Source organism: Arthrobacter sp. zg-Y40, from assembly GCF_020731535.1.
Taxonomy (GTDB): Bacteria; Actinomycetota; Actinomycetes; order Actinomycetales; family Micrococcaceae; genus Arthrobacter_B.
Map to the genome: position 1 here is coordinate 647,797 of NZ_JAJFZS010000008.1, position 18,310 is coordinate 666,106.

The 18,310-nt window shown below is 65.5% G+C and carries 16 protein-coding genes and 1 pseudogene; 8 read left to right on the top strand and 9 right to left on the bottom strand.

The annotated features are described in order from the left end of the window. The first annotated feature begins 179 nt into the window (after positions 1–179). Entirely contained in the window at positions 180–1,421 is a 1,242-nt protein-coding gene (locus tag LJ754_RS10500; protein ID WP_227910953.1) for a thiolase family protein, read from the top strand. Continuing rightward, positions 1,421–3,550 carry a 3-hydroxyacyl-CoA dehydrogenase NAD-binding domain-containing protein gene (locus tag LJ754_RS10505; RefSeq protein ID WP_227926520.1) on the top strand — a complete coding sequence of 710 codons (2,130 nt, stop codon included), beginning with the start codon at positions 1,421–1,423 and terminating at the stop codon, positions 3,548–3,550. The genes LJ754_RS10500 and LJ754_RS10505 overlap by 1 nt, the downstream gene beginning before the upstream one ends. Positions 3,551–3,719: 169 nt before the next feature. Here LJ754_RS10505 and LJ754_RS10510 read toward each other — a convergent pair whose 3' ends face one another. Beyond that, a complete protein-coding gene (locus tag LJ754_RS10510; RefSeq protein WP_227926521.1) occupies positions 3,720–4,637 on the bottom strand; it encodes an SDR family NAD(P)-dependent oxidoreductase in 918 nt (305 codons plus the stop codon). Between the two features lie 101 nt (positions 4,638–4,738). On the opposite strand from LJ754_RS10510, the gene LJ754_RS10515 reads away from it, so the two are divergent. From LJ754_RS10515 to LJ754_RS10530, 4 genes are all read left to right on the top strand, one after another. Further along, a complete protein-coding gene (locus LJ754_RS10515; protein ID WP_227926522.1) occupies positions 4,739–5,404 on the top strand; it encodes a TetR/AcrR family transcriptional regulator in 666 nt (221 codons plus the stop codon). Between the two features lie 74 nt (positions 5,405–5,478). Then, positions 5,479–5,673: a hypothetical protein gene (locus tag LJ754_RS10520; RefSeq protein WP_227910949.1), complete on the top strand. Its 195-nt coding sequence runs from the start codon at positions 5,479–5,481 to the stop codon at positions 5,671–5,673. A gap of 33 nt (positions 5,674–5,706) precedes the next feature. Beyond that, positions 5,707–5,994, top strand: coding sequence for a DUF4287 domain-containing protein (locus LJ754_RS10525; protein WP_227926523.1), 288 nt, complete (start codon positions 5,707–5,709; stop codon positions 5,992–5,994). A gap of 61 nt (positions 5,995–6,055) precedes the next feature. Further along, positions 6,056–6,454 (top strand): hypothetical protein, encoded by a 399-nt coding sequence (locus tag LJ754_RS10530; RefSeq protein WP_227926524.1) that lies wholly within the window; start codon positions 6,056–6,058, stop codon positions 6,452–6,454. Between the two features lie 182 nt (positions 6,455–6,636). Here LJ754_RS10530 and LJ754_RS10535 read toward each other — a convergent pair whose 3' ends face one another. The 6 genes from LJ754_RS10535 to LJ754_RS10560 all read right to left on the bottom strand — a co-directional run bounded on the left by LJ754_RS10535 (position 6,637) and on the right by LJ754_RS10560 (position 15,596). Next, positions 6,637–7,614, bottom strand: coding sequence for an aldo/keto reductase (locus LJ754_RS10535; RefSeq protein ID WP_227926525.1), 978 nt, complete (start codon positions 7,612–7,614; stop codon positions 6,637–6,639). Between the two features lie 149 nt (positions 7,615–7,763). After that, a complete protein-coding gene (locus tag LJ754_RS10540; RefSeq protein WP_227926526.1) occupies positions 7,764–8,081 on the bottom strand; it encodes a hypothetical protein in 318 nt (105 codons plus the stop codon). A 51-nt stretch (positions 8,082–8,132) separates the two neighbouring features. Further along, positions 8,133–8,987 (bottom strand): SDR family oxidoreductase, encoded by an 855-nt coding sequence (locus LJ754_RS10545; protein ID WP_227926527.1) that lies wholly within the window; start codon positions 8,985–8,987, stop codon positions 8,133–8,135. A gap of 47 nt (positions 8,988–9,034) precedes the next feature. Next, entirely contained in the window at positions 9,035–11,008 is a 1,974-nt protein-coding gene (gene dxs, locus LJ754_RS10550) for a 1-deoxy-D-xylulose-5-phosphate synthase (protein WP_227926528.1), read from the bottom strand. Positions 11,009–11,183: 175 nt separating this feature from the next. Next, positions 11,184–14,009, bottom strand: coding sequence for an aconitate hydratase (locus LJ754_RS10555; protein WP_227926529.1), 2,826 nt, complete (start codon positions 14,007–14,009; stop codon positions 11,184–11,186). A 297-nt stretch (positions 14,010–14,306) separates the two neighbouring features. Beyond that, positions 14,307–15,596, bottom strand: coding sequence for a class I SAM-dependent RNA methyltransferase (locus tag LJ754_RS10560; protein ID WP_227926530.1), 1,290 nt, complete (start codon positions 15,594–15,596; stop codon positions 14,307–14,309). 223 nt (positions 15,597–15,819) lie between these two features. Here LJ754_RS10560 and LJ754_RS10565 point away from each other — a divergent pair, with 223 nt between their 5' ends. Together LJ754_RS10565 and LJ754_RS10570 are read left to right on the top strand one after the other, a co-directional pair. Further along, the gene (locus LJ754_RS10565; RefSeq protein WP_227910940.1) at positions 15,820–16,494 is read left to right on the top strand and encodes a potassium channel family protein; all 675 of its coding nucleotides are present in this window, start codon (positions 15,820–15,822) and stop codon (positions 16,492–16,494) included. Further along, positions 16,491–17,309, top strand: a complete 819-nt coding sequence (locus LJ754_RS10570) for a potassium channel family protein (RefSeq protein ID WP_227926531.1) — start codon at positions 16,491–16,493, stop codon at positions 17,307–17,309. The genes LJ754_RS10565 and LJ754_RS10570 overlap by 4 nt, the downstream gene beginning before the upstream one ends. 14 nt (positions 17,310–17,323) lie before the next feature. On the opposite strand, the pseudogene LJ754_RS10575 reads toward LJ754_RS10570, so the two are convergent. Both LJ754_RS10575 and LJ754_RS10580 read right to left on the bottom strand, forming a co-directional pair. After that, positions 17,324–17,971 (bottom strand): annotated as a pseudogene (locus tag LJ754_RS10575) (DUF3159 domain-containing protein); the annotation flags it as partial. Next, entirely contained in the window at positions 17,968–18,309 is a 342-nt protein-coding gene (locus LJ754_RS10580; protein WP_227926532.1) for a hypothetical protein, read from the bottom strand. The pseudogene LJ754_RS10575 and the gene LJ754_RS10580, both read right to left, overlap by 4 nt. Between the last annotated feature and the right edge of the window lies 1 nt (position 18,310).

Below are 18,310 nucleotides of genomic sequence, written 5' to 3' on the forward strand. Positions count from 1 at the left end.
AAGTATCAGCACCGTCCGTACAACGGTTCCTTGGACGGCGGTATGTCGATAGGGTCTGTTGCCGGGGCAGGTGCGCCCCGCACCACCGACAATGCGGGGGTCCCTTGCGGCCTATGTTACTCATGAGTAACATCGAGTCGGACGTTGTTCCGTTTCATATCTCAAAGAGGAGTAAGTACGTGAGCCCACAAAGCCGATCACGGCAGATCAGGGACGTAGTTTTCGTTGACGGAGTGCGGACCCCGTTCGGCAAAGCCGGCGAAAAGGGTATCTACGCCGGCATGCGGGCCGATGACCTGGTGGTCAAGTGCATCCGCGAGCTGATGCGCCGCAACCCTTCCCTCCCTCCGGAACGCGTTGACGAAGTAGCCATCGCCGCCACCACCCAGTCCGGTGACCAGGGCATGACCATCGGCCGCACCGCCGCCCTGCTGGCCGGTCTGCCCCGCACGGTCCCCGGATTCGCCATCGACCGTATGTGCGCCGGCGCCATGACGGCCGTGACCACCACCGCCTCGGGCATCGGCTTCGGCGCCTACGACGTCGTCATCGCCGGCGGCGTGGAGCACATGGGCAACCACCCGATGGGCAAGGACGCCGATCCCAACCCCCGCTTCATGACCGAACGCCTGGTGGACCCGGCAGCCCTGAACATGGGCAACACCGCCGAGAACCTGCACGATAGGTTCCCGCACATCACCAAGGAGCGCACCGACGCGTACGCCGCCGCCAGCCAGGAGAAGCTCGCCAAGGCCTACGCCAACAACGAGATCCAGCCTGACCTGGTGCCCGTTGCCACCAAGAAGCCCGGCACCGGATGGACCCTGAACACCGTGGACGAGCCGCCGCGCCCCGGCACCACGGTTGAGGACCTCGCCCAGCTGCGCACCCCGTTCCGCGCCCACGGCCGGGTCACTGCGGGCAACGCCGCCGGCCTGAACGACGGTGCCACCACCGCGCTGCTCGCCTCCGCCGAAGCTGCCGAGGAACTCGGCCTGGGCGTGAAGATGCGCCTGGTCGGCTATGCCTTCGCCGGCGTCGAACCGGAGGTCATGGGCTACGGCCCGGTGCCTTCCACCGAAAAGGTGCTGAAGCAGACCGGCCTGTCCATTGAGGACATCGGCCTGTTCGAAATCAACGAAGCCTTCGCCATCCAGGTCCTGTCCTTCCTGGACCACTTCGGCATTGCCGACGACGATCCCCGCGTCAACCGCTACGGCGGTGCCATCGCCGTCGGGCACCCGCTGGCCTCCTCAGGCGTGCGCCTGATGAACCAGCTGGCCCGCCAGTTCGAGGAAGACCCCAGCGTCCGCTACGGCATGACCACCATGTGCATCGGCCTGGGCATGGGCGCCACGGTGATTTGGGAAAACCCGAACCACCCCGACTACAACACCGATTCCACGGAGGCCACGAAGTAATGTCTGCTCCCGATTACCAGCGCCTCGCGGGCCTCTTCCCCACCGAGGTTGTTACCCACTCCTACGTCTCGGACATCGCGCTCCCCGGCAACGCCGGCACCTTCGCGCTGATCACCCTGGACAACGACGTCGACCACTCCCGCCCCACCACGCTGGGCCCGAACACCCTGCTTGAGCTCGGCGAAAAGCTGGACGAACTCAAGGTCCGCGCCGACGCCGGCGAAATTGTGGGTGTGGGCGTCACCGGCAAGCCCTTCTACCTGGTGGCCGGCGCCGACCTGTCCGCTGTGAAGTCCATTTCCGACATCGAAGCCGGCTACGCCATGGCCCGCCTGGGCCACGACGTCTACGGCAAGCTGGGCACCCTGGGCGTTCCCAGCTTCGCCTTCATCAACGGTGTGGCCCTGGGCGGCGGCCTGGAAATTGCCCTGCAGTCCGACTACCGCACGGTGTCCACCGGCGCCGGTGCACTGGCCCTGCCCGAAGCCTTCATCGGCCTGGTCCCGGGTTGGGGCGGCGTCTACCTGCTGCCGCGCCTCATCGGCCCCGAGAACGCTGTCAAGGTGATGATCGAGAACCCGCTGAGCAACAACCGCACCCTCGCCGGTCCGGCCGCCTACAAGCTCGGCATCGCCGACGCACTGTTCGAGCCGGCGGACTTCCTCGAGCAGTCCCTGGCCTGGGCTTCCCGCGTGATCAGCGGCGAAGAAAAGGTGGAGCGGCCCAACGCCGTCGAGCCTGCCGACGCCGGCGAAGCGTGGGACGCCGCCGTCGCCAAGGGCCGTGCCTTCGTGGAGGCCAAGACCTCCAACGCCGCACCTGCCCCGGCAAAGGTGCTGGACCTGCTCGAAAAGGGCAAGACCTGGACCCGCGAGGAATCCCGCGAAGCCGAGTGCGACGCCCTGGCCGAACTGATGCAGTCCCCCCAGTTCAGCTCCACCGTGTACGCCTTCCTGGACTTGGTGCAGAAGCGCGGCAAGCGCCCCGCCGGCGCCCCGGACAAGAAGCTCGCCCGCCCGGTCACCAAGGTGGGCGTGGTAGGCGCCGGCCTGATGGCCAGCCAGCTGGCATTGCTCTTCGCCCGCCAGCTCAAGGTCCCCGTGGTCATGACGGACATCGACCAGGCACGGGTGGACAAGGGCGTGGGCTACGTACACGCCGAGGTGGACAAGCTCCTGGCCAAGAAGCGCATCTCCCCCGACGCCGCCAACCGCACCAAGGCCCTGGTTACCGGCTCGGTCTCCAAGGAAGCCTTCTCCGACGCCGACTTCGTCATCGAAGCCGTCTTCGAAGAGCTCTCGGTCAAGAAGCAGGTCTTCGCCGAGGTGGAGGCCGTGGTCTCCCCCGAGTGCATCCTGGCCACCAACACCTCCTCGCTCTCCGTCACCGAAATGGCCGCGGACCTCAAGCACCCGGAGCGCGTGGTGGGCTTCCACTTCTTCAACCCGGTGGCCGTGATGCCGCTGCTGGAAATTGTCCGCGCACCCAAGACCGACGACGCCGTCCTGGCAACCGCCTTTGTGCTGGCCAAGCAGCTCAAGAAGACCGCAGTGCTGGTCAAGGATGCGGCCGCGTTTGTGGTCAACCGCATCCTGGGCCGCATGTTCGGCGAGATCACCAAGGTTTTCGACGAGGGCACCGACGCCGCCACGGCAGACAACGCCCTGCGTTCTATGGGCCTGCCGATGTCTCCCTTCACCCTGCTCGCCCTGGTGGGCCTGCCGGTGGGCCAGCACGTGCAGGAATCCCTGCACGCTGCCTTCGGCGAGCGTTTCTGGGTCTCCAAGAACCAGCAGAAAATCATCGACGCCGGCATCAAGTCCATTTGGCAGAAGGACGAAAACGGCAACCAGTACATCCCGGAGGAAACCCTGGCGATGCTGGACTTCGGCAACACCCCCTCCACGTCCGAGGAAGTCCTGCGCCGCACGCAGGACGCCCTGGCCGAGGAAATCGGGCTCATGCTCGAAGAAGGCGTTGTGGCAGGACCCGAGGACATCGACCTGTGTGTCATCCTCGGTGCCGGCTGGCCGATGCACCTGGGCGGAATTACCCCGTATCTGGACCGCGTCGGTGCGTCCGAGCGGGTTAATGGCAAGAAGTTCCACGAGGCGGCTGTGGCTGCTTAGCCCCTAACGGGCGCCCGCGCCTACCGTCCGCGCCGGGCGGACCGGAACGGCGGCAACGAAAATCCCTGCTCGCAGAGCTCGCAGGGATTATTAAAGCCGCCTAACCCGGTCCGTCCGGCGCTCTCGTTTAATCGTCCAATCGGGCGTTCGGTTGCGTCCGTAACGCAGGTCAGGTCAGGTTAGCCGGCGCCAGAGGGAAGGTTACCCCGGTGAGTTCCTCCGAGATGGTCCAGAGGCGCTGCTGGACCGCTTGGTCATGGGAGGCAGGGCTGGAGGCGACAGGTTTCGGATAGCCGCGGGTCTGTGAGCGGTTGCCGGGACCGTAGTACTGGCCGCCGGTGACCTCCGGATCGGTAGCCGCACGCAGGGTGGGCAGGGCACCCATCTCGGGAGTCTGCGTGAAGTACGGGGCGAGCCAGGTGACCGGCACCCGAAGCGCTGCCGGTGTGTTGCGGGTGAGCTCCGTATTGGAGACGCCCGGATGGGCGGCCACCGCGACAGTGGTACCAAGGGGTTCGAGACGGCGCTGGAGTTCGTACGTGAACATCAGGTTTGCCAGCTTGGCCTGGCCGTAGGCGCCGACGCGGCTATACGAGCGCTCCCACTGGAGATCATCAAAGTGGATCCCGGCCCGGATGCGGTGCCCGGTACTGCTGACCGTCACAACGCGCGAGCCGGGAACCGGCAGCAGCCGGTCCAGCAGCAGGCCGGTCAGGGCGAAATGCCCGAGGTGGTTGGTGCCGAACTGCAGTTCAAAGCCATCCGCGGTGGTCCGCTTCGGCGTGTACATCACGCCGGCATTGTTGATCAGCAGGTCTATCCGCGGGTGGTCCGCGCGCAGGGCCGCCGCAGCGGACCGGACCGACTCCAGTGAGCCCAGGTCCAAGGCCTGAACCCTCGCGTCCCCGTTGATGCGGGCAGCCGCCTGCTTGCCCTTCTCGACGTCGCGTACGGCCAGGACCACCGCCGCCCCCCGTTCCGCGAGCATCCTGGCGGTCTGAAAACCCAGCCCGGTGTTGGCACCGGTCACTATCGCCACGCGTCCGGTTTGATCAGGGATGTGGTTCTCGTTCCAGCTGAGGTTCATGGGGGGCTCCTAAAGTACCGTTGGTCTGTTACGTAGGACGAGCGTAAGCGCCCTGCATTCCCACGTCAATAGACCGCCGGTCCGTAATGTATGCTGGCCGCGTGACATTCCAACGGGCGCGCAGCGAAGAGCAGAAAGAGACCCGGCGTCGGGCCATCTTGGACACCGCAGCGGCAATGCTGGACGAGATGCCGGTAGCCGGGGTCAGTCTCAACGAGCTCAGCCGGCGGGTGGGGCTGGCGAAGTCCAACGTCCTGCGCTATTTCGACTCCCGCGAAGCAGTGCTGCTCGAACTGCTCGATGACTTCCTGGGCACCTGGCTCACCGAATTGGCACAGGAGCTCTCAATGGGCATCGAGCCCGAAGCGGCACCGGCAGTGCGGGCCGATCAGCTGGCCGAAATCCTGAGCCGGTCCCTGGGGGCACGCCCGGTACTGTGCGACCTGTTCGGGGCGCAGGGCGGCGTCCTGGAGCACAACATTTCGGTTGAGGTGGCCAAGCGGCACAAGCGGGCCTCCCTGGCCAGGCTCGAGGCCATGACCGGCATCGTGTGCCGGCACCTGCCAGAGTTGGGGGACGGAGCCCAGCAGTTCTGCCTGATCGCACTGGTTACTGCCGGTGCACTGTCCTCCTACGTCCCGCCTCCCCCCAGCCTCCTTGCCGCCTATGCGGAGGAACCCGCCCTGGGTGTCCTCCACGTAGACCTCACTGACGCCCTAAGGATCGCCCTGTCGTCGGCGCTCCTGGGTGTGCTGCCGCGGGCCTGACATCCTGCAGCGCACCTGGCCGCTTAGCGCCGGCTCTCTGGGCAGGGACGGTCTTCTTCGCTAGCCTTCCGGCCGTGAAGGGAACGTCGGAGGAAAACCGCAGGCAAAGCCGGCGCGTGGTAGCGCTGATACTTGCCACGGCAGTTCTTGGCTGGCTGACGGTACTTCTCCCCTGGTCCGCGCCATGGCGCTGGACTCTCGCCGGGATCCTGCTGGCACTCACGGCGGTGATCCTGGTAATACTGGTCCGACTGCAGCGCGCCCGCTAGTTTCGGCGCAAACACGAACAGAGGTAAAAGAGAATGTCCTTTCAGGCTTACCTTGATGCGGTTGAGGACAAGACAGGATTAACGCCCCGCCAACTGGTGGATGCAGCGGCGGCCAAAGGTTTCGGCGAACGCACCAAGGCCGGGGAAATCCTGGAATGGCTCCAAGCCGACTACGGAATCGGTCGCGGCCACGGGATGGCAATTGTCCACGTCATCAAAAACGGTGCCGAAATCGGCACGAAGCACGTGGGTACGTCGGGAACCCACCGCGACGAATCGGAAACGCTTTGGCTGGACGGCAAGGCCACCAAGCCGGCCTGAGCTTTCCGCCCTGGGAACCCTGCGAACAGCGAGCGGCCGGAGCTGTGCTTGACTATTGCGCATGAGCAGACGAATCGACGCCGGGACATTCCTGACGGTGGGGTTCTTCGCCATGGTGGTGGCCCTTTTTACTACATTCCTGGCGTTTGGGTATGAGTCTGAACTGCGTCCCCGACACAGCGCCTGCTTCTACGGTCAGCAGGTTCCACGCCGCAAGTGGGTCCTGGCTCTTTCCTTGGTACCGCCTGTTACGGCGGCTGCAGCAGCCATACTCTCGCTGGGCTACCGCCCATGGAATCGGGAAAGGCTGGCCCCGTCCCTGCTGCTCCTTGCGGCGGCAGCCTTGGCGGTCTGGATCAATTGGGCCATTGGCATAGACGCCATCGAACACTCACAGCGCCTCGCCGAAGGCGATCCCGTCTTTCGGATCTGCCCAGAGGACCTGGGCGCTCCCGGCTAGACGACACCATCCACGTAGGCCCGCAGGGTTCGGGCTAGGCGACGCCGTCCACGTAGGCCCGGAGGGTCCGGGTTAGGCGGCTTTAATAATCCCGGCGAGCTCTGCGAGCAAGGGATTTTCGTTGCCGCCGTTCCGGACCCTCCGGACCCTCCGGGCAACCAAGGTGACGCAACAGGCGGACCCTAGAACAAGGCAACCTTCGGCGTCTTCGGGAAGATCCGGTCCAGCTCCTCAAGGTCCTTCTCCGACGGCACCCACGACACAGCTTCGGCGTTCTGCCGCACCTGCTCCACCTTCGTTGCTCCCGCAATCACGGACGCCACCGACGGCTGCGCAGCGAGCCAGGAGAAGGCCACCTGCACCTCGGTCAGACCGCGCTCGGCGGCGAAACGGCCAAACTCGGCCAGCTGCTCAAAGTCCGCATTCTCCAAGAGGTTGGTCCGGGAGTGGGTGAGCCGGCTGCCTTCCGGAGCCTTGCCGCTGCTGTACTTGCCGGTGAGCAGACCGTTGGCCAGCGGGAAGTAGGGAAGCACGCCCAGCCCGTAGGCTTCGGCGGCGGGGGTCACTTCCAGCTCGGCCCGGCGGTCCAGCAGGTTGTAGTGGTTCTGCGAGGAAATGAACGGCGTGAAGCCACCCATCCGGGCCACAAACTCGGCTTCGGCAATCTGCCAGCCTGCCCGGTTGGAGTGCCCGATGTACCGGACCTTGCCGCTGGTGACGAGGTCATCCAAGGCTGACAGGGTTTCTTCGATGGGCGTGAGCGGGTCCGGCGTGTGGAACTGGTAGAGGTCAATCCAGTCCGTGTTCAGGCGGCGCAGGGAGGCTTCGGCAGCTTTGACGATGTACCGCCGGGATCCGCGTGCCCCGAAGTCCGCACCGTTGACGCCCTGCATGTCCATGCCGAACTTGGTGGCCAGCACTACTTCATCGCGCCGGTCGCCCAGCGCCTTGCCCAGCATTTCCTCGCTCAGTCCCGGGGTGCGCCCGTAGGCGTCTGCCACGTCAAAAAGCGTAATGCCGGCGTCCACCGCAGCGTGGACGACGGCGTCGGTACCCTCCTGCGATTCGGTGGGGGTTCCCGGGCGGCCCAGGTTGTTGCAACCGAGCCCGACCGTGGAAACGGTCAGGCCGGAATTACCAAGTCTGTTGTAGGAAGTCATAAAAGCTACGCTATACCCGTCGGCAGGGGGGATATTTCCTCCCCTTTGGGAAAATACTCACGGTTTGGGAATCCCTGCCGGTACGCGGCGGAGGATTTTTCCCAAACCGGCAGCAAAATCGCAACCCGGCAGCCGAACCAGCCCTGTCCCTAGGCCGGGAAGCTGTCCAGCGGGCTGTTGGGGCTGGGGGCCTTGTCGGTTTCAAGGATGTACTGGATGGGAATGGCCCCGGTGGGCAGCAGGCCCGTATAGACCTGCTCGCTGCGCCGGCGTTCAGCCTCGATGCCTTCTTCGCGGACGGCAGCGGAGAATGCTTGCACCGCCAGCGGGTCCAAGCCCTGCTGTTCGCTCCAGATGATGTACATGCCGTACAGATCGGCTACGGGCGTTGCGTCGTCGTCGTCCAGGTCACCCACCGTGCATTCGGCGAGGAAGCGGCGTACATCCGGCATAGATCCTTCGTTCATATCCTCCACCCTATCCGGTGGGCAGGCCCCGGTGCAGCCCTGCAGACGTACCTAACGGCGGGTTTGGTGCAAGTAATCCTCGAAGCCGAGCGGGGGTGTGCCGGTGAGGTCCAGGACGTCCGCACTGACGGGAGCCAGTTCCCCCGCAGCAACGGCAGCGTAACTCGAACTCCAGGCCTCCGCCTGCCACTGCGCCGCGCCGCTCTTGACCCGCGTTGCTACGGCATCCGAATAGGACTCGTTCTCGAACCGGACACTGCTGCCCGTGACGGTGCTCAGCACCTGCGCCACGTCCGCCATGGTCAGTTCCGCAGGTCCCGTGAGGGTATAGGTGCGGTTCCGGTGCTCCCCCGGCGCCAGCAGGATCTTCGCCGCGGCCCGGGCGACGTCCGTACGTGCCACCGGAGCGAAACACCCGTCCCCCGCAGGACCGCGGATGACGCCGTCGGACTGGACGAACGTAGGCAGGATGTCCTGGTAGAGGCAGTCCCGCAGGAACGTATAGGCAAGTCCGGTGGACTTGATGTGTTCCTCCGTTGCGTAGTGGTCGCGGGCCAAGGTGAAGACAGCATCCGGTGCAGCACCCATGAAGGAGGTGTACACGATGGTCTCCACTCCGGCGTCCACTGCAGCATCCACGAACGTCTGCTGGTCCTCGACCCGGTGCGGACTTTCGGCCGCGGACACCATAAAGAGCGTATGCACTCCCTGCAGCGCGCTGACCGCCTGCGCACGGTCCAGGTAGGAGACTGCGAATACCGGAGTGTCCGGCAGTTCGGGGAGCCGGGCAGTGCGCCGGGCAAACAGCCGCTGCCGGACACCGGCTTCGGCGAGGAGCCGGGCGACGGCGCCTCCCAGGGCACCGGTGGCACCCGTGACGGCGAGGGCTGGAACGTTTTCCGTCATGGCGTCTCTCCCTTATCCCGGCTCCCGCCTTCGGAACCCCTGCTTGGTTACTGGATCTTCGGCACCTGACCCGTGGGCAGGTCCTGCCCGGGCAGCGGCCGCGCAAACGGCACCTTGGTCCCCAGGACCTGCGCGACGACGTCGTTGGCGATCTGCCGGGCGGTGAGCCCCACCCGCTCCAGCACCTCGCTGCGGCTGCCGTGGTCCAGGAACTCCACCGGCAGGCCTACTTCGTTAAGGGCCGTGTCCACGCCGGCCGCCCGCATTTCCTGCCGGATCCGGGAGCCCACGCCCCCGGCGCGGACACCGTCTTCAATCACGATGACGATGCGGTGTTCAGCGGCAATGCTGATGATGGAGCGCGGCACGGGCAATACCCAGCGCGGATCCACCACGGTGGAGCTGATGCCCTGGTCCCCCAGCCGGCCGGCAACGTCCAGGGCGATGTCCGCCATGGCGCCCACGCTGACAATCAGCACGTCATTGGAGCTGTCACCCGCGGGGCGGCGCGCGAGAATGTCCACGCCGTCAGCGGTCCGCTCCACGGCCTCAACGTCGGCACCGACCGTGCCCTTGGAGAACCGCACCACGGACGGAGCATCGGAGATGGCCACGGCTTCGCGCAGCTCCTCCTTCAGCCGGGTGGCGTCGCGCGGAGCAGCTAGGTGCAGCCCGGGCACAATCTGCAGCATGGACATGTCCCACATACCGTGGTGGCTGGCGCCGTCAGGGCCGGTAACACCGGCGCGGTCCAGCACAATGGTGACGCCGGCCTTGTGCAGGGCAACGTCCATCAACAGCTGGTCGAAGGCCCGGTTCAGGAAGGTCGCGTACAGGGCCACCACCGGGTGCAGACCGCCGAAAGCCATGCCCGCGGCGGAGGTGAGAGCGTGCTGTTCGGCAATACCGACGTCGAATACGCGATCCGGATGCTTCTCGGCAAAGCGGTGCAGGCCCACCGGGATCAGCATGGCGCCGGTAATGCCCACAACGTCGGTGCGCTCATCGGCAATCCGGGCAATCTCCGTGGCGAAGACCGACGTCCAGGATTCCTTGCCGCCCGGCTCCACCGGATCACCGGTTTCAGGATCAATGATCCCCACGGCGTGGAACTGGTCGGCCTCATGTGCGCGGGCCGGGGCGTATCCGCGGCCCTTCTCCGTCATGGCGTGCACAATGACCGGGCCGGCGTAGTTCTTGGCCTTGTTCAGGGCGCGTTCGACGGCGTCGATGTCGTGTCCGTCGATGGGGCCGACGTATTTCATGCCCAGGTCCTCGAAGAGGCCCTGGGGCGTCCACCAGTCCTTGATGCCCTTTTTTGCCGCGTGCAGGCTGCGGTAGGTGAAACGGCCCACCGGACCGCCCTGCTGCAGCCGCTCCCGCCACCAGCCGAGGGTGTTTTCGTAGGCGTGGTGGGTGCGGACGGCGTCGATGGTGGGACGCAGGGAGGCGAGGTAGTCGGCCAGGCCGCCGATGGTGGGCGCGTAGGACCGGCCGTTGTCATTGACCACAATCACCACGCGGCGGCGCTGGTCCGCAGCTATGTTGTTCAGGGCTTCCCACGCCATACCGCCGGTCAGGGCGCCGTCGCCCACCATGACCACGGTGTACCGGTCGCCTTCGCCGTTGAGCTGCCGGGCACGGGAAATACCGTCAGCCCAGGACAGCGAGGAGGAAGCGTGGGAGCTTTCCACAATGTCGTGGACCGATTCGGCGCGCGACGGGTATCCGGACAGGCCGTCCTGCTGGCGCAGTGTGGCGAAGTCCTGGCGGCCCGTAAGGATCTTGTGCACGTAGGACTGGTGTCCGGTGTCAAAGACGATGCTGTCCCGCGGCGAATCGAAGACCCGGTGGATGCCCATGGTCAGTTCCACCACACCCAGGTTCGGGCCCAGGTGGCCGCCGGTCTGCGCTACGTTCGTGATCAGGAACGAACGGATCTCTTCAGCAAGCCGCTTCAGCTGTGTCAGCGAAAGCCTGCTGAGGTCCCGAGGATCCCGGATTGTTTCCAGAAGTCCCAACAGGGTGCCTCCCTTGAGTCGGTATCGGCGGCACTGCATCCACCGTCGCAATGGTTAACTCTAACGCGCAGCACGTGCTGCATGGTTCCGTACCAATGCAACAGGGCCCCGGTTCCCTCCTCCGCCCCTGCGGGCGGATCGGGGAATCGGGGCCCTGATGCTGGTGCGTGTACTGCTACTTAGCGGAGATCTGCCGCAGGACGTACTGCAGGATGCCGCCGTTGCGGTAGTAGTCGGCTTCACCCGGGGTATCGATGCGCAGGACCGCATCGAAGGTGATGGCGTCGCCGTTTTCGGGGGTGGCCGTGACCTTTACGGCCTTGGGCGTGGTCCCGTTGTTCAGTTCGGTGACACCCTCAACCGAGAAGGTCTCCGTACCGGTCAGGCCCAGCGACTCGGCATTCACGCCGGCCGGGTACTGCAGCGGAAGGACGCCCATGCCGATGAGGTTGGAGCGGTGGATCCGCTCGTAGCTCTCGGCAACTACGGCCTTGACGCCCAGCAGCGCGGTGCCCTTGGCGGCCCAGTCACGGGAGGAGCCGGAGCCGTATTCCTTGCCGGCCAGGACAACCAGCGGGGTGCCGGCAGCCTGGTAGTTCATCGCGGCATCGTAAACGGCAGCCTGCGGAGCGTCGGCCTGGCTGAAGTCGCGGGTGAAACCGCCTTCAACGCCGTCGAGCAGCTGGTTCTTGATGCGGATGTTGGCGAAGGTGCCGCGGATCATGACTTCGTGGTTGCCTCGGCGCGAGCCGTAGGAGTTGAAGTCCTTGCGGGCTACACCGTGCTCCAGCAGGTACTTGCCCGCCGGAGTGTCGGACTTGAAGGAACCGGCCGGGGAGATGTGGTCGGTGGTGACCGAGTCGCCCAGCTTCAGCAGGACGCGTGCGCCCTCGATGTCGGAGACGGGCTCCGGCTGTGCCTTCATGCCCTCGAAGTACGGGGGCTTCCGGACGTACGTGGACTCAGAATCCCACTCGAAGGTTGCACCTTCGGGGGTGGGCAGGGACTTCCAACGGTCGTCGCCTTCGAAGATGGTGTCGTAGCTGTTGGTGAACATCTCCTTGTTAATGGAGGCGTCGATGATCTCCTGGACCTCGACCGGGTTCGGCCAGATGTCCTTCAGGAAGATGTCGTTGCCGGCTTCGTCCTGGCCCAGCGGGTCATTCTCGAAGTCGAAGTCCATGGTGCCGGCCAGGGCGTAGGCGACTACCAGCGGCGGGGAGGCCAGGTAGTTCATCTTCACGTCCGGGTTGATGCGGCCTTCGAAGTTCCGGTTGCCGGAGAGCACTGCAGTGACGGCGAGGTCGGCTTCCTGGATGGCCGTGGAGATTTCATCTTCCAGCGGGCCGGAGTTGCCGATGCAGGTGGCGCAGCCGTAACCGACAACGAAGAAGCCGAGCTTCTCCAGGTACGGGATCAGGCCGGACTTTTCGTAGTAGTCGGTAACTACCTTGGAACCCGGTGCGATCGAGGTCTTGACCCACGGCTGGGCGGTAAGGCCCTTTTCGACGGCGTTGCGGGCGAGCACTGCTGCTGCCATCATCACCGACGGGTTGGACGTGTTGGTGCAGGACGTGATCGAGGCGATCGACACAGCACCGTGGTCCAGCTCGAAGCTGCGGCCATCGGCCATGGAGACCTGAACCGCGTTCGTGGAGCGTTCGGCCGGAGCGTCGGCCTTCTCCACCAGGTCATGTTCGTGGTCTTCGATCTGGGTGGCGTTCGCGTTGAACGACGGCGCGTCGGAGGCCGGGAAGGTCTCTTCCAGGGCTTCGTCAACGGTGCCGTTTTCAGCTTCCACCGTCTCGTGGACGTAGTTCTTCAGGTCGTTGCGGAACTGCGTCTTGGCGTTGGTCAGCTCCACGCGGTCCTGCGGACGCTTCGGTCCGGCGATCGAGGACACCACGGTGGACAGGTCCAGCTCGAGGTACTCGGAGTACTTGACCTCGTTGGACGGGTCGTGCCACAGGCCCTGCTCCTTGGCGTAGGCCTCTACGAGGGCTACGTTCTCCTCGGAGCGGCCGGTCAGGCGCAGGTAGTCCAGGGTCACGTCGTCGATCGGGAAGATCGCCGCGGTGGAACCGAACTCGGGGCTCATGTTGCCGATGGTGGCGCGGTTGGCCAGCGGAACGGCTCCAACGCCCTCGCCGTAGAACTCCACGAACTTGCCGACAACACCGTGCTTGCGCAGCATTTCGGTGATGGTCAGCACTACGTCGGTGGCGGTGGCGCCGGCCGGGATTTCCCCGGTCAGCTTGAAGCCGACAACGCGCGGGATGAGCATGGAGACGGGCTGGCCGAGCATGGCTGCCTCGGCCTCGATGCCGCCGACGCCCCAGCCCAGCACGCCCAGGCCGTTGACCATGGTGGTGTGGGAGTCGGTGCCGACGCAGGTGTCCGGGTAGGCGCGCAGGACGCCGTCAACTTCGCGGGTCATGACCGTGCGGGCCAGGTATTCGATATTGACCTGGTGGACAATGCCCATTCCCGGGGGAACAACCTTGAAGTCATCAAACGCAGTCTGGCCCCACCGCAGGAACTGGTACCGCTCGCCGTTGCGCTGGTACTCGATTTCCATGTTGCGCTCGAGGGCGCCGGAGTTGCCGAAGGCATCAATCTGCACGGAGTGGTCAATGACCATTTCCGCGGGTGCCAGCGGGTTCACGCGCTTGGGGTCGCCGCCGAGATCGGCTACGGCCTCGCGCATGGTCGCAAGGTCCACGATGCAGGGGACGCCGGTGAAGTCCTGCATGATCACCCGGGCGGGGGTGAACTGGATTTCGGTGCTGGGCTCTGCTTCCGCGTCCCACTGCGCCAGGGCACGTACGTGGTCCGCAGTGATGTTGGCACCGTCTTCGGTGCGCAGCAGGTTCTCCAGCAGGACCTTGAGGCTGAACGGAAGGCTCTGGGCGCCTTCGACGGAATTCAGCCGGAAAATTTCATATTCGGAACCGTTGACGTCTAGTACGCCTTTGGAACCGAAGCTGTCCACATTAGTCATAACAGGACTCCTCTCGCCACCTTGTTATCTTTGTCCAGCTCACTACTGCCCGCCAGTTAGGTTTCCCTAACCGTTGGATAAAAGGACCGGCAAGGGAAACCGGTGGTTCATTTCCCTGCCAACAGGCCCCCTGCCGCGGAAATGTTTCCCCCACAATGCGGAAAACTTCCTTTACGGCGCAGGACTGGACAACTGCCTCCCATCCTAGCCTTTACAGGGACGCCCGCAGGAGATATACGCCACGACTCCCCGTGACGGGCTTCGCGCCGGGCCCTGCGGACCCGGCGCGAAGGCCGCTCAGGCCTTTCGCAGCACGGCGAAGGACTCCATGTGGTGGGTGTGCGGGTAGAGGTCGAAAACGCGCAGCCGGTCCAGTTCCCAGCCCGCGCTGCGGAAATACCCCAAATCGCGGGAGAATGACGCCGGGTCGCAGGAGACGTAGCCGACCACCCGTGGTGCGGCGGCGTCGATCTGGCTGACAACGGTTTTTCCGGCCCCCGCGCGGGGCGGATCCAGGAGGACGACGTCGAGGTTCCCGGCATCGCGCAGCTCCTTGTCCACGCGGCCCTGGCGGATTTGCACCTGTGGTGCGGCGAAGAGGTTCTTGCGGGCGTCCCGGCTGGTGCCCGGGGAACCCTCAATGGAGAGCACGCTGCCGGCTTCCCCGGCAGCGGCAGCCAGGGGCGCCGTGAACAGCCCGGCACCGGCGTACAGGTCCGCGACTGATTCGCCGGACTGGATCTGCAGGCCGTCCAATACGGCGGTGGCCAGGGTTTCCGGCGCGGAGCGGTGGATCTGCCAGAAACCGGCACCGGTCACCCGGTAGTCGTGCCCCAGGACCGTTTCCTGCACCCAGGTGCGGCCCTTCAAGCGCGTCAGCTCATGGCTTTCCGGGTTCCACGCGGCCACGGACACGCCGTCGGGCAGGTTCTGGGCAATGCGTGCCGGCGTCCGCGGATGGGTTCCCGGTGCGGGGATCAGCAGGACCAGCGGCTGTCCGCCGGCAGCAGGAGCGGCGACTTCCACGCGGTCCATGCCCGTGAAATCCGTCTCCCACAGCTGCAGGGCATTGATGTCCGCGGTGGCCAGCGGCATGGCCTCCACCGGGATCAGCTCATCCGAGCGGTGGGCGTGCATGGCCAGCCGGCCGCTGGGCGCCACCGAGAAACTGACACGGGTACGCCAGCCCAGTCCGTCGGTGCTTTCTTCCAGGGCCGGTTCAACCTCGGGAACCAGGTCGGTGCCGCCGAGCCGGCGCAGCTGCTCGGCGAAAATGTCCGCCTTCAGCTGCCGCTGGACCCCAAGCTCGATGTGGCCGAACTCGGCGCCGCCTACGGGCAGCTTGCCGCGTGACGCAGCACGCAGTGCGTCCGCTTCCTTCCAGAAATGTTCCCTGCGGCCAGCGGCGGGCTCCAGCACCTCAACGACGTCGGCCCGCCAGAACTTGGCGTCCGGACCGGACTCCGTGAGACGCACCCGAACCCGTTCCCCCGGCAGTCCGTGCCGGACAAAAACGACGCGCCCTTCGTGCCGGGCAACAAAGTGGCCGCCGTGGGCCGGAGCACCGATGGTGAGTTCAATGGTCATGGGGGGAGGTTTACTTCCTTGCAGGGGCTAAAACCCCATCTCACCACGAGAGCGGAGCGCTGTGCTATTTGAAGCTGAGACGGGACTAAGCTTGCGTTGAATCAATTTCCGCGCGTGTGCGGGCGGGTCACTGCGAACGCACGCCGGAACCACAGACCAAACCGGACCAAACCGAACAAATCCGGACCACACCGGAACCAGACTGAAACCGAGGTAGGGCAAGTTGGCCCATTACGTGATTATGGGGTGCGGGCGCGTGGGCGTCAGCCTGGCCCATACCCTGGATGAGGCCGGCCACTCGGTCGCGATCATCGACCAGGATGAGCGCGCCTTCCGCCGCCTGCGCCAAAGCTTCTCTGGCCGCAAGGTGACCGGCGTCGGCTTCGACCGTGAAACGCTGAAGGCCGCCGGCATCGAGGAGGCCTACGCCTTTGCCGCAGTATCCAGCGGCGACAACTCGAACATCCTGGCCACCCGCGTGGCGCGGGAGACCTTCCACGTGGGCCACGTAGTGGCGCGGATCTACGATCCGGGACGTGCGGAGATCTACCAGCGACTCGGTATTCCCACGGTTGCCGCCGTGCGCTGGAGCGCGGACCAGGTGCTGCGCCGGATCCTGCCCGAACAGAGCATTAACGGCGATTTCCGGGAGTCCTCGGGCCGGTTGATCCTGGGCGAACTGTCCCTGCACGAGGGCTGGCTGGGCCGTTCGCTGGGCAGCATCGAAGCTGCCGCCGGTGTGCGGATTGCCTACGTGACCCGGTTCGGTGAAGGGATCCTCCCCCGCCCCGACAGCAGTTACCAGCAGGGCGATGTCCTGCACGCCATGATGTCCGTGGACCGGACGGCCGAAATCAGCAAGGTCCTGTCCAAGGAACCGATCAAGGAGTCCCTGTGAAAGTTGTGATTGCCGGCGCCGGCAGCGTGGGCTCATCCATTGCCAAGGAGCTGCTCGCCCACGGCCATGAAGTACTGCTGATTGATGAGAAGCCCGAGTGCGCCGAGCGCACCGGGCTGCGCGGGGCGCAGTGGCTGATCGGTGATGCCTGCGAGCTCACCACACTGAAGGACGCCCGCCTGGAGGAAGCCGACGTCGTGGTTTCGGCCACCGGCGACGACAAGGTGAACCTGGTGGTTTCCCTGCTGGCCAAGAGCGAGTTCGGGGTGGCCCGGACAGTGGGCCGCGTCAACAACCCCAAGAATGACTGGATGTTCGATGATTCCTGGGGAGTGGACGTTGCAGTGAACACACCCCGGCTGATGACCGCCCTGGTGGAAGAGGCAGTGGAGATCGGTGACTTGGTTCGGCTCCTGACCCTGCAGACCGGGGTCTCCTCCATGGTGGAGTTCACTGTCCCCACCGGGTCGCACCTGACCGGGCGCACCCTGGGCTCCATCGACTGGCCGCTGGATTCCACCGTGGTGGCCATCCTGCGCGACGACGCACCCATCACGCCCAGCAGCGACGACGTCGTGGAACCGGGCGACGAACTTTTCTTCATTACGACCATTGCCGCGGAGGACGAACTGCGGGCCATCCTCTCCCCCGCGGCCCTGACCGGCGCGTCAGCAGCCGGTGCAGCGGACGCGGCTCAGGACTCCGGGTCGGAGGAAGACCCCGATGGGGTCTCCGGCACGGACGCCGCGGAGTCGGCGGGCACAATGGCCGCAGGACGGGAAACCACCCACGCGAGCCACAGCCCAAGCGCGTAGAGGGGTACGCCCATGGCCAGGCGCATGGTGCCCAGTGCGGCCACGTTGTCGGCAAGGTAGAGCGGCAGCTGGACGGCCAGCCGGAGCGCGAAGACGGACACAATGATCCAGCTGGCCCAGGTGTAGGCCTTCATCCGCACGGGGACGGACCGCCACTCGAGGTTTTCCCCGCGGATGAAGCCAAACAGCAGCCCTGCCACCGGCCACTTCACCGCGATGGATACCAGGAACGCCAGGATATAGGCGCCGTTGAGGTAGAACCCGGGCACGAAGTATGTGGCCCCCTCGCCGCTGCGCAACGCCACGAAGGCGCAGATGGCCACCCCGGCCACGCCCGTGAGTGACTGCACCAGCGGGCGCCGCTGGATCAGGTTGGCCACCGAGAACACCGCCGCGGCAGCCACGGCGGCACCGAGAGCCGCGTTCAGTGGCGCGCTCACCGTGTAGAGCAGGGTAAAAAGGAGTCCGGGCACAATAGCTTCGGCCAGGCCGCGCACCCCGCCAACCGACCTCAGCACGTCAATCTGCCCGTCACTGCGGCGCTCAACGCCGGCACGGGCGGCGTACTGGCCAGCCAACTGGTTCAGGTCCGGCTGGTTGCCGGCACGGCCCTGCTGGTTGTCGGCACGGCCCGGCTGACTGTCCGGATCGGGTGTGATCATGCGTCGGCCTCCGGGCGTCCAATGATTTCGTATCGCGGATTAAAGATCGTGGGCCGGCCCTCGATGACCGAAACCATGCCCTCAAAAGCGAGGTAGGTTCCAGCCTCGATCCCCGGCACCCTGCGCTGCCCCAGCCAGACCAGGCTGACCTTTGGGCGCGGTCCCGCATCGGCGGCGCGGTATTCGGCCGCCAGGTCCTCCAGCACGGCGGTAAACCGCGGAGATTCCGTGGCGGGAACCACGGTGATGGCGGAAACGTAACCGCGGCAGTAGGCGCGCCCGCGTTCCGGCAGCGAGGTGATGCTGATGCAGCGGGTGGAACCGTAAGCAGTTCCCACG

Excerpts from the sequence above, each read along its gene's own strand:
- LJ754_RS10555 (WP_227926529.1), bottom strand. The coding sequence starts at position 14,009 with ATGACTAATGTGGACAGCTTCGGTTCCAAAGGCGTACTAGACGTCAAC.
- LJ754_RS10535 (WP_227926525.1), bottom strand. The coding sequence starts at position 7,614 with ATGACTTCCTACAACAGACTTGGTAATTCCGGCCTGACCGTTTCCACG.
- LJ754_RS10545 (WP_227926527.1), bottom strand. The coding sequence starts at position 8,987 with ATGACGGAAAACGTTCCAGCCCTCGCCGTCACGGGTGCCACCGGTGCC.
- LJ754_RS10525 (WP_227926523.1), top strand. The coding sequence starts at position 5,707 with ATGTCCTTTCAGGCTTACCTTGATGCGGTTGAGGACAAGACAGGATTA.
- LJ754_RS10530 (WP_227926524.1), top strand. The coding sequence starts at position 6,056 with ATGAGCAGACGAATCGACGCCGGGACATTCCTGACGGTGGGGTTCTTC.
- LJ754_RS10540 (WP_227926526.1), bottom strand. The coding sequence starts at position 8,081 with ATGAACGAAGGATCTATGCCGGATGTACGCCGCTTCCTCGCCGAATGC.
- LJ754_RS10505 (WP_227926520.1), top strand. The coding sequence starts at position 1,421 with ATGTCTGCTCCCGATTACCAGCGCCTCGCGGGCCTCTTCCCCACCGAG.
- LJ754_RS10510 (WP_227926521.1), bottom strand. The coding sequence starts at position 4,637 with ATGAACCTCAGCTGGAACGAGAACCACATCCCTGATCAAACCGGACGC.
- LJ754_RS10560 (WP_227926530.1), bottom strand. The coding sequence starts at position 15,596 with ATGACCATTGAACTCACCATCGGTGCTCCGGCCCACGGCGGCCACTTT.